The following is a 10,473-nucleotide window of genomic DNA, read 5'->3' on the forward strand; positions in this document are numbered from 1 at the left end:
GATCAAATGGCAATTGGGAGTGGCGACGTTGCGCTTCAGGATTGAACAAAGGCCGGAGCCTTCGGCAACAATGCGCGTCGCGGCGCCGGTGCTGGCGTCGGTTTTGACGCTGGTCGTCGGCTCGATCTTTTTTGCCTCGCTCGGACACGATCCGCTGCCGACGCTCTACGCCTTCTTTGTCGAGCCGTTGAATTCCCTCAACGGTTTGTCGGAATGGCTGCTCAAGGCTTCGCCGCTGATCCTCATTGCGTGTGGGCTGGCTATCGGCTTCCGCGCCAATGTCTGGAACATCGGCGCCGAGGGCCAGTTCACCATGGGCGCGATTGCGGCGAGCGGCGTCGGTCTTTTCTGGCCGAACCCGGACAGCGTGCTGCTGTTGCCGTTGATGTTCGTTGCCGGCATGGGCGCCGGCATGGCATGGGCGGCGATCCCTGCCTTCCTGCGCGCCCGCATGAACACCAACGAGATCCTGGTCACGCTGATGATGACCTACATCGCGACGCTGTTCCTGTCCTATCTCGTGCATGGACCGTGGCGCGATCCGGCCGGTTTCAACTACCCGCAGACGGCACTTCTGCCGACAGCCGCCCTGTTCGAATCCTTCGACCCGGCCTATCGGCTCAACCCTTCGATCTTCATCACCGTCGTCGCCGTGTTCGTGATGTGGCTGTTCACTGACCGCAGCTTCCTTGGCTACAAGATGTCGGTGAGCGGAGCGGCACCGCTTGCCGCCCGCTATGCCGGCTTTCGCGAATCTGCCGCCGTCTGGATCGGGCTGATGGCGGGTGGTGCGGCCGCCGGCATCGCCGGCATGGCGGAAGCCGCCGGGCCGCTCGGCCAGCTCTCGCCGCAGATTTCGCCCGGCTACGGTTTCGCGGCCATCATCGTTGCCTTCATCGGCCGGCTGAACGCCTTCGGCATCGTGCTTGGCGGGCTGTTGATGTCGCTGCTTTTCCTCGGCGGCGAAGGCGTGCAGATGACGCTGGGCCTGCCCTCGGCGCTGACGCGCATCTTCCAGGGCATCCTTCTGTTCTTCCTGCTCGCCGCCGACTTCTTCATTTTTTATCGCATCCGCCTGATACGGCCGGCCCGAGACACGCACGCGCTGGAGACAGCCTGATGGATTTGTTCATCGCCATCTTCACCGGCACCGTCATCGCCGCCACGCCGCTGATATTCGCTGCCCTCGGTGAACTCGTGGTGGAGAAGTCCGGCGTGCTCAACCTTGGCATCGAAGGCATGATGCTGATGGGCGCGGCATTGGCTTTCTGGGCCGTCACAGCGGGCTATCCAATGCCGGTTGCGATCCTTGCTGGCGCCCTGGCAGGTGCCGCCGCCTCGCTGCTGTTCGGCGTTCTGGCACTGAGCTTCCTCACCAATCAATATGCGGCCGGACTGGCGCTGGCCATCTTCGGTTCCGGCGTGTCGGCCTTCCTTGGCCGCGGCTTCGGCAGCGAGCCTATCGAGGCGCTGCACGGCATCAACGTCCCTGTTCTGTCCGATCTGCCGCTGATCGGTCCGTTGCTCTTCCGCTTCGATCCGATGGTCTACCTGGCTCTGGTGATGTTCGCTGCCATCAGCTGGTTTCTCTACCGCACGAAGGCCGGGCTGATCCTGCGAACGATCGGCGAGTCACCGCAGACATCGCATGCGATCGGCTATCCCGTGATCAGGATCCGCTACATGGCCGTGTTGTTTGGCGGGGCGATGGCTGGCCTGGCGGGCGCCTATCTGTCCGTCGCCTACACACCGCTCTGGGTCGAGAACATGACTGCCGGCAAAGGCTGGATCGCACTGGCGCTGGTGGTTTTCGCCACATGGCGCCCGCTGCGCATCCTGCTTGGCGCCTGGCTGTTCGGCGGCATGACGATCCTCCAGCTGCAGGGACAGGCGCTCGGACTGGAAGTGCCGTCCGAACTGCTCTCGGCCCTGCCCTATCTCGCGACAATCATCGTTCTGGTGCTGATCTCGCGAAACCGGCAAATGCTGGCGCTGCACTTCCCGGCTTCGCTAGCAAAGCCTTTCCGCCCGGCGGGTTGAGCAGCAGGGTCTATTCCCTGTTGTAGGGAATGCCGAGCGCCACGGGCTGATGGGTGCGCGACCGCAGGCCCGCAAGCAGCACAAGTGACGCCACATAGGGCAAGACGAGGAACAACTGGTGGGGGACAGGAATCCCCACCACTTGCGCATGGATGCCCAACGCCTCCAGAAACGCGAAGATGAAGATCGCTCCAACGATCCGGAACGGCATCCAGTTGCCGGCGATGATCGCGACCACGACCAGCCAGCCGCGGCCGGCAATGAGATCGGGAACGAACTTGTCCGAATAGCCAAGCATCAGGAAGGCGCCGCCGAAGCCGGACATCATGCTGCCGAACATGATCGCAAGGCACTGCCTGAGGCCGACGTGCAGGCCCTTGACGTCAAGCGCCTTCGGATTTTCGCCGACACAGCGCACCTCAAGGCCGTATTTCGTTCGGTAGAGAAAGAACCAGACGAGGATGGGCACCAGGAAGCTGACATAGGTCAGCAGGCGTTGGGAAAACAGCACCGGCCCCAGGATCGGAATATCCGACAGATAGGGGATCGGAACCTGGTCGAAGCCGATGAAGGTCGGCGCCTCGCGACCGCCAATATAGGCCTGGAACCAGAACAGCGTCACGCCCGATGCCAAGAGATTAAGGGCAAGGCCGGCTACGAATTGCTCGGCCTTCAAAACAATCGTGACGAACGACATGATCAGGCTGCTCGCGGCGCAGGCCAGGATGGCTATCGCCAGAGCCAGCCAAGGCGATCCGGTTGTTGAGGCAACCATGTAGGCGACAATGGCGCCAATCAGCATGGTGCCTTCGACAGCGATGTTCCAGATGCCCGCGCGCTGCGTGACAAGTTCGCCCATTGCCGAAAAAAGCAATGGCGTGGCAATGCGGACCATCGCCGCCAGGAGGCTTATCAGAAGCGGGCCCTGCAGCAGCTCAAGCATGGACTTCCCTCCTCACGATCTGAAGGCGCGTTGCGACGGCGGCACTGAGAAAGAACAAAAGCACCAGCCCTTCCATCGCCGACACCAGGCCTGCCGGCGTGCCACTCTTCAGCCGCATGTAGATCGTGCCGCTTTCCAGCGCGCCGAAGAACAGGGCGGCGATCATCACGCCGCTCGGGCGCAGTCCTCCCACCATGGCAACGACGATCCCCGAACTGCCGATGCCAAGCAGCGTCTCGGCACGCAGCCGGTGCGAGACACCGAAAAGCTCGCCGGCGCCAGCCAGTCCCGCCAGGGCCCCCGACATCAGCATGACGGTCAGCAGAAGCCGGCGCACATTTGTGCCGCGAAACGTCAGCGCGGTCGGGTTTGAGCCGAACGCGCGGATTTCGTAGCCCAGCGACGTCTTGTCGAGCAGCACCGCTGCGAATGCCGAGGCGGCGAGAGCGAACAGGAAGCCGACATGCAGCTTTCCCGCCCCAACGGACAAGAGGATCGGCCACTCCAGACTTGGATCGATGGGCGGCGACTGGTGATAGGATACGGTCACGCCTGTCGCCATCCAGGGGCCGCCATCGAGAAGGTAGGCGAGCAGGTACATGACGACGTAATTCAGCATCACCGTCGAAATGATCTCGCTGGTGCCGAACCTGGCTTTCAGTGCGCCGGCCAACAGGCCGAGCACGCCGCCGCCCGCCATTCCGGCCAGCGCGAGTGTGCAGACGGCCAGCCAGCCTGGCAATGGCGCTATCCAGAAACTCACCCAATAGGCGGCCATCGCGCCGGCGAACACCTGCCCCTCCTGGCCGATGTTCCAGATCTTGGCCCTGAATGCGAACACCGTGCCCAGCCCGACAAGCAACAGCGGGGTCGCCTTCGCCAGCGAACCGAGCAATGCGCCTTGGCTGCCGAATGCACCGACGATCAGGGCCGTGAAGGCCCTTGCAGGATCGCCGCCGGAAAGCCTCAGCAAAACAGCGGAAGCCAGGAGAGCACCTGACATCGCCGCCGAATAGCAGACGACGTTCCTTCCCAGGCTGCTGCCCGAGCGTCGTTGAAATGAAATCATTGAATTCCCTGCGTAAGCTGGCTGGCATCGCCTGCCATCATCATTCCAAGTTCGAGGAGGCTGGTCTCCTCGGGTCGCACGATGCCCATGATCCGGCCCTTGAACATGACCGCTATGCGATCGCAAAGGCGCAGCAGGTCTTCGAGTTCCTCTGAGGCGAGCAGGATCGCAAAGCCCGCGGCCCGCTTTTCCAGGATTTTCTCGTAGACGAATTCGGAGGCCGCAACGTCGAGCCCTCGCGTCGGCTGGTTGGCCAGCAACAGCCGCCGCGCATGCTGGAACTCGCGGGCAAGAATGACACGCTGCGCGTTGCCCCCCGACAGTCGCTCCACCGGGAGGTCCGCCGAGGCGGTCGCGACCTTGTATTCGTCGATCTTGCGCCTCGCCAACTCAGCCAGTTTGCGGCGATCGAGGAACGGACCGCGACAATATTCCGGCGATCGCTGCCAGCCGAGGACAAGGTTTTCGGCGGTTCCGAACTCCGGGATCAACCCTTCGAGGAAACGATCGTCCGGAATGAAACCCACGCCGCTGTCGAGAATCTGGCGAGACGTCGGCGCGGTGACCGGGCTTCCTTCCAGCGAGAAACCGCCCGATTGAAGCGCGCGGACTCCCATCAGTACCTCGAACAGTTCCTTCTGGCCGTTGCCGGCAACGCCAGCCAGCCCGAGAACCTCGTTGGCAGCGACGGTAAACGTCACGTCCTTGAGGACATCCTCGCCCCATTCGCCAACCGCCGACACCTTTTCGACCGAGAGGATTTCTCCCGCCGGCGTGACGGAATTGTCCCTGACGTTTTTCGTCACCTTGTGCCCGACCATGAGGGCGGTAATCGCCTCGGCTGTCGTATTGGCGGTGTCCACCGTAGCGACGACCTTGCCTTTGCGCAGGATGGTGACCCTGTCGGATTGCATCACCTCGCGCAGCTTGTGACTGATCAGGACAATCGACAATCCACGCTTGCGCATCCCATCAAGGATGACGAAGAGCTGGTCGGATTGCTGCGGCGTCAGGACCGCCGTCGGTTCGTCCAGGATCAGCAGCTCGGCACCGAAATAGAGTGCTTTGAGGATTTCCACCCATTGCTGTTCACCGACCGACAATTGCCAGATTTCGCGATCGAGGTCGATGTCGATGCCGCAGTCCCTGCAGAGGCCGAGAACCCTGCGGCGGGCATCGGCCTTCCTCAGCAGCAACCCGACATCGGCACTGCCGACGATGATGTTTTCGAGCACGGTGAAGTTCGACACCAGCACGAAATGCTGGTGAACCATGCCGATGCCTAACCGCAAGGCATCGCCGGGAGAGTTCAATTCCACCACCTCGCCCTTGAAGCGTATCTCGCCGCTATCGGCTTTGTAGTAGCCGTAGAGGCAGGACGACAGCGTCGACTTGCCTGCCCCGTTTTCACCGAAAAGGCAGTGGATCTCACCCTTGCGGATATCGAGATTAACCCCGTCATTGGCAATGACGCTGCCAAATCGCTTGGTAAGGTTCTGAACGTTCAGCAGGTCTTCCATTGGGTCGCACCGGGCTGCCTGGTTGATGTGTCTTACTTCACCTCGGCGGTGTTGAGCGGAACGACAAACTTGCCGGAAAGAATCTCCTGCCGCTTGGCAGATATTTCGCCCTTCACCGCCTGCGGGATCTTGCCGTCGAAATCATGATAGGGTGCGATGTCGGTGCCGCCTTCGGCCATCGAAAACCATTTCGGTTCGGCGTTGCCATTGAATTGCGCACCGGCCTTGTGTTTCAGCCATTCGCCGATGATCCAGTTGAGATCGGGCTTCCAGCTGATGATGGCGCTGGACGCAATGGCGTCGGGCGCGACCTTGCTCTGGTCGTTGATGTTGGCGAAGCACATGATCTTGTGCTCCTGGCAGGGCTTGAAATTGTCGGTCAGCATGAAAACGACGTCGGCGCCGGCCGCGATCTGCACATTGGCATGCTCAGCCGCCAGCGCATTGTCGGACCACGAGCCGATGAACGAAAGCCGATGCTGGATGTCCGGCCTGATCGACTTTGCACCCTCGAAGAACGCATTGATCTGGTCGTTGACGTCATTGGCTGGAAAGGTGCCGACGATGCCGACCATGCCTGTCTTGGTGGTATGGCCAGCCAGCATCCCAAGCAGGTAGGAAGGCTCATGCAGCCGCTTGTAGATCCAGTATTGATTTGGCCCGGCTGGGTGATTGCCGGAGCCGGTGACAACAAACATCAGGTCGGGGAACTCGACGCTCAGCTTCTGGACCTGGTCCGAATAGGTGCCATGGCCCCAGATGATGTCGTATTCACCACTCTCTGCGTAGAAACGCATGGCGTTCTCAGCATCGTCTCCGTACAGCGGATCGGTATGTTCCCATGCAATCTCCAGCCCCTCGGGCCTTTCCTGTTTCAGTTGCTCAAGCGCGTCGAGCAGCGTCCGGTCCCAGCCGACGTCAGGCAGGTCCTGCAGGATAACAGCCAGTTTCAGCGTCTTTGGGACATCCGCGAATGAGCGTACAAGCCCCGACAGAAGCAGGGCGCCCGCCGTGCCCAGGATTGCCGTGCGTCGCGTAATGGTATTCGTCATCGCTTGATCCTCTCATTCCAGTCCGAGAACTGTCCAATGCCGCCTTGTCGTCATCCGGATGTTCTTGTCTTTTCCGGTTGCCTACTTGGAGGCGGCGATCGCCTGGACAACGTCCCCATGGCGTTGTTGGCAGCCGGTCTTCCGGCTTAGGTCCGAAACTTCCACGGCGAAGGTCGGCTAACAATGGCTGCGATTTCTTTCGCGCATATCCACAATTAATCATGTCCGAAAATGCGCCCATGACTAGAGCATAGTGCCGAAAAGTGTGAAGCGGTTTTCACGGACAAACGGAAACCGTTTGTCCAGACATCATGCTCTATCTCTTTGATCTAGAGGCGGATTCCGATTTCAGGTCGATTCGACCTGAAATCATCCGGCTCTAGTGTGCGCCGATACCGTTGCCGGCCACGACGCCATAACGCAGGCCCCTTTCGCGCAGCCAGCGGCGGTAGGCGGCCGACGCGGCGTCGGCGCGGATCGGCACCTCGGAACGGGGATCCAGCGGCAGCCTCTTCGGAACCTGATTCTCCAGGATCGGCTTGTCCTGACCCAGGATGGTCTGATGAAATCGCCTCAGCGTCGCGAGGTCGCGGATCTCATCCAGCAAGCAGATGACGATATGGACGAGCACCCAGTCCTCTTCGACCGGCTGTCCGAACAGCGCGATGACGTCGCGTCGGTCGCGTTGCCGAGACCCCGTCTTGTAAAGGACGGCGCAGAACGGGTGCGGCACCCGGTAAATGTATTCCGTATCGGCCCCTGTCGTCGAACCCGCATTCGCCTGCGGCTGGTAGAACTCGCAATCGGTGACCATTATTTCGGGTGGCTCGGCCGAAACCTGCACTTTGTAAGGCTTGACCTCGGTGTGCGGCTCCTCGCCGAGAATGCCGGTGTGGACGAATGGGAAATGCCCCATGTCGAGAAAGTTCTCGACGGCCCTGGGCGCCGATACGTTTACCCTTACGACGCCCTGGATGATGTGGCGGCGATCGGCTTCGGAAAATTCCGGAATCTCGAACAGGTCGCGCTCCGGCGTGCCGAGCGTCGTCCAGACATAGCCGAACCGCTCGATGACAGGTAGCTCTGTTTGGGCAGCTTCGACGGTAGCGTGGCCTTGCCAGACGGCGGCCTTGCCCTCGCGCCGGCCAACGGCAATCGGCTCACCGAGCAGGACCGTCCTCACCGCCCGATCGATCGGCAAGTCCTCGACACAGGCGACGACATGCCAGTCGTTGAGCGCAACGGGATCGAGATGAGAGAAATTGCTCATGGTGCTGTCCAGCCTGGAATGTCTGTTGTCGGTGAACGGATCTGCCCAAGGCGCGACCGGCAACCAGGTTGCAAGACATCGGTCCGTTGCCTGACGCCGGATCAACCCTGATTGCCCGACAATTCATCTGTGCCTGGAAAACCGCCATGTCCGCTCTTGAGGAAAGCATATCGCCAGTTCACCCGCCCGGTTCTGGAGGCAATGCTTGCCTCGTCATCCGGAGGCACGTGGGCAACCATCAGGCGTTGCGCTTCTGCTCTCGGAGTTCGGTCGGTGAACAGTCGAACGCCAGCTTGACCTGCCGCGAGAAATGATAGGGGTTCTTGTAGCCGACCTGGTAGGCGATCTCGCTGATCGACAGTCCTGTCCGCTGCAGCAGATGCGTGCCGTAATCGAGGCGGCAACGCCACAGATATTTGGCCGGCGTCATGCCGAGATGTTTCTTGAACGCCGAGACCAGATATTGCGGGCTGACGCGCACCTGCTGCGCCACCCGCTCGATCGACAGATCGGCGGCAAAGTTCTCTTCGAGGAAACGGCGTGCCTGCAGGATCGTCTGCGGGATCGGCCGCTCCGCCTCGATCACCTCGGCCTCGTAGATGAAGGCGTGGAGCAAGGCGTTGGTCAGCGACTCGCGAACACCACTGCGGCCGCCACGCTCGCCGAGGCCAAGATCGACACCCAACTGCATGAGGGTGTGGACCATCGGCGAGGCGACGATGAACGGCGCGAACTTCTCGCGCTCCTTGTACAGCCACGCCGCGTTCTGCGGCCGGCCATCGCACCAGCTGACATGGGTCAGCGTTTCCGGCGCCACCGACGTCATGTAGCGATCACGCGTGAGCGACAGAGCACATTGTCCTGCCTCCAGTTGCAGGACGCTGTCATCCGCCTCGAGCGTCAGGGATCCGACGTGGACAAGCATGAAGGCCAGATAGTCGCCACCGATCGGCCCGTAGTCGCCGCCATTCTCATAGGTTAGTTCGCCGAAGGTGTTCTCGCGGCTAAGGTCGATCGGTGGCAGGCGCATATCGGCTTCCCCCTGTCAGACTGCCGGTGCCATGCAAATGAAGTCGATCCGCGTTCCGGCTGCGTCTCCAATTGTCGAAGCTATGGCCTCGTGACGCAAGATACCGCCAATCAACCTGCTCATGGCGGCAGAACGATGCTTCCACGCGCACAGGCCCAGGCTAGCCGAGGCGATCCGCCAGGCGATCTCCAGAGAGGCCGCCCTTGAACGCTCGCTGGTCAACGGCTTGTCGAGATCGACGTCGAGCCGCGCTGGCCAGTCCCGCCTGCGCAGAGAGGTTCGTCCACCTCCTCCTCTTCGTCTTCACTCGGGTGGGATCACACTGGTGGACATAGCCGGAATGAAGGGCGCCTTGGTCAAAGGCGCCCTTCGCATCGGCGGCGCGCTTCGGTCCTGGAGGTACGGACTCAAGCATTTTGAGAGGAGCCACCCGATGAGCTCACTGGGCCGGCTTGCCCAGCGAGCATTCGTATATTTCGGCGAAGTGCTACAACAATCCGCTAGAAGTCGCGCTGGAAGCGGAGGAGGCCGCCGACGCTATTCTCTTTCGTAGCGCCGACCCAGTTACGGTTATCAATCTGGCCAAACTTGCCATCGTGGTTATAGTCAACTTCGGCCGTGACCGTGAAGCCGGGGACGACATCGTAGGCAAGGTTTGCCGCGACACCGTAATTCTTGTCATCGTCAGCGGAAACCTGGAGATTGAACGAGGTCTTCTCGTTGAACTTGTAGGTGCCGCCTCCCCAGACTGTCCAGTTGCCGCCCCACTGCTTATAGAAGTTGCGGTCGATGTTCTTGTCGGTGCCGTAACCGGCCATCAAGAACAGAGACAGAGCGCTCGAAGCGTTCACGTCCAAGCGAACCTTGCCGGCATATTCTTCGAAGGTGCTGTCATAAGCAGCGACGCCCGTGATCGCGCCCCAGCCCTGCGTGTACTTCACGCCGCCGACGACATGCGGGACATAGCTGTCGATCGTGTCGTAACCCGAACTGATGTACGTGAAAGGCGGGACGCCGGTCGGGCCAGCGCTGCCGCTACCTTCTTCGAGGGAAACCACGCCCGACAAACCGTTGCCGAGGTCGAAGTAGTACTGGACGACGTTGCTGTCGAAGCCGCCATAGGGGACGATCGTGTCGTTGATGACGTTGCCGGCGTAACCGATGAAGGTGTCGAAGGCCGGGTCGTCCTTACCGACGCGCAGACCACCGAGCTGGATCCAGGCGAAGTTCAGCGTAATGCCCGTGTTGCGGGCCTGCCAGTTGTTGCGGCTGTCGTTGGTCGTGGCCTGGTTGGCATAGTCGCCGAAGCTGTTGCCGAAGTTGAAGCGGGTCTCGGTGTAGGTCTTCAACGTGCCGAGTTCGGTTTCCTGGCCGGTCCAGGTCTTCAGGTTGAAGCGGGCATTCTTCCAGTAGGTCGAGTGGTCGTCTTCGCCCATGCTGTCAGGAACGTGATTGACGCCATCGAACGAACCGGCATCACCCACGCCGACGTCGTAGCGGACATAGCCGCCGATGCGCAGGCAGGTTTCGGTGCCGGGGATGTAGAAGT

The 10,473-nt window shown here is 61.2% G+C and carries 9 protein-coding genes; 2 read left to right on the forward strand and 7 right to left on the reverse strand.

What is annotated here, in order from left to right:
- Positions 1 to 28: 28 nt before the first annotated feature.
- Entirely contained in the window at positions 29 to 1,120 is a 1,092-nt protein-coding gene (locus EN914_RS10620) for an ABC transporter permease (protein ID WP_013529892.1), read from the forward strand.
- The gene (locus EN914_RS10625) at positions 1,120 to 2,040 is read left to right on the forward strand and encodes an ABC transporter permease (protein WP_024505102.1); all 921 of its coding nucleotides are present in this window, start codon (positions 1,120 to 1,122) and stop codon (positions 2,038 to 2,040) included. The genes EN914_RS10620 and EN914_RS10625 overlap by 1 nt, the downstream gene beginning before the upstream one ends.
- A gap of 10 nt (positions 2,041 to 2,050) precedes the next feature.
- On the opposite strand, the gene EN914_RS10630 is transcribed toward EN914_RS10625, so the two are convergent.
- From EN914_RS10630 to EN914_RS10660, 7 genes are all read right to left on the reverse strand, one after another.
- The gene (locus tag EN914_RS10630; RefSeq protein WP_013529890.1) at positions 2,051 to 2,983 is read right to left on the reverse strand and encodes an ABC transporter permease; all 933 of its coding nucleotides are present in this window, start codon (positions 2,981 to 2,983) and stop codon (positions 2,051 to 2,053) included.
- Positions 2,976 to 3,986, reverse strand: a complete 1,011-nt coding sequence (locus EN914_RS10635) for an ABC transporter permease (protein WP_245462092.1) — start codon at positions 3,984 to 3,986, stop codon at positions 2,976 to 2,978. The genes EN914_RS10630 and EN914_RS10635 overlap by 8 nt, the downstream gene beginning before the upstream one ends.
- Before the next feature lie 62 nt (positions 3,987 to 4,048).
- A complete protein-coding gene (locus EN914_RS10640; RefSeq protein ID WP_024505104.1) occupies positions 4,049 to 5,572 on the reverse strand; it encodes an ABC transporter ATP-binding protein in 1,524 nt (507 codons plus the stop codon).
- A gap of 32 nt (positions 5,573 to 5,604) precedes the next feature.
- A complete protein-coding gene (locus tag EN914_RS10645; RefSeq protein WP_013529887.1) occupies positions 5,605 to 6,624 on the reverse strand; it encodes a BMP family protein in 1,020 nt (339 codons plus the stop codon).
- A 379-nt stretch (positions 6,625 to 7,003) separates the two neighbouring features.
- Positions 7,004 to 7,894, reverse strand: a complete 891-nt coding sequence (locus EN914_RS10650) for an aromatic ring-hydroxylating dioxygenase subunit alpha (RefSeq protein WP_024505105.1) — start codon at positions 7,892 to 7,894, stop codon at positions 7,004 to 7,006.
- Between the two features lie 238 nt (positions 7,895 to 8,132).
- Positions 8,133 to 8,924: an AraC family transcriptional regulator gene (locus EN914_RS10655; RefSeq protein ID WP_013529886.1), complete on the reverse strand. Its 792-nt coding sequence runs from the start codon at positions 8,922 to 8,924 to the stop codon at positions 8,133 to 8,135.
- Between the two features lie 500 nt (positions 8,925 to 9,424).
- A partial coding sequence (locus tag EN914_RS10660) for a porin (protein ID WP_164778707.1) occupies positions 9,425 to 10,473 on the reverse strand: 1,049 nt, incomplete at its 5' end.

Origin of the sequence: Mesorhizobium sp. M7A.F.Ca.CA.001.08.2.1 (assembly GCF_003998455.1) — a bacterium.
Classification (GTDB): domain Bacteria; phylum Pseudomonadota; class Alphaproteobacteria; order Rhizobiales; family Rhizobiaceae; genus Mesorhizobium; species Mesorhizobium ciceri.

What these genes read in the sequence shown, in the direction of transcription:
- EN914_RS10625 (WP_024505102.1), top strand. Translation starts at nt 1,120, where the DNA reads ATGGATTTGTTCATCGCCATCTTCACCGGCACCGTCATCGCCGCCACG.
- EN914_RS10630 (WP_013529890.1), bottom strand. Translation starts at nt 2,983, where the DNA reads ATGCTTGAGCTGCTGCAGGGCCCGCTTCTGATAAGCCTCCTGGCGGCG.
- EN914_RS10635 (WP_245462092.1), bottom strand. Translation starts at nt 3,986, where the DNA reads ATGTCAGGTGCTCTCCTGGCTTCCGCTGTTTTGCTGAGGCTTTCCGGC.
- EN914_RS10640 (WP_024505104.1), bottom strand. Translation starts at nt 5,572, where the DNA reads ATGGAAGACCTGCTGAACGTTCAGAACCTTACCAAGCGATTTGGCAGC.
- EN914_RS10645 (WP_013529887.1), bottom strand. Translation starts at nt 6,624, where the DNA reads ATGACGAATACCATTACGCGACGCACGGCAATCCTGGGCACGGCGGGC.
- EN914_RS10650 (WP_024505105.1), bottom strand. Translation starts at nt 7,894, where the DNA reads ATGAGCAATTTCTCTCATCTCGATCCCGTTGCGCTCAACGACTGGCAT.
- EN914_RS10655 (WP_013529886.1), bottom strand. Translation starts at nt 8,924, where the DNA reads ATGCGCCTGCCACCGATCGACCTTAGCCGCGAGAACACCTTCGGCGAA.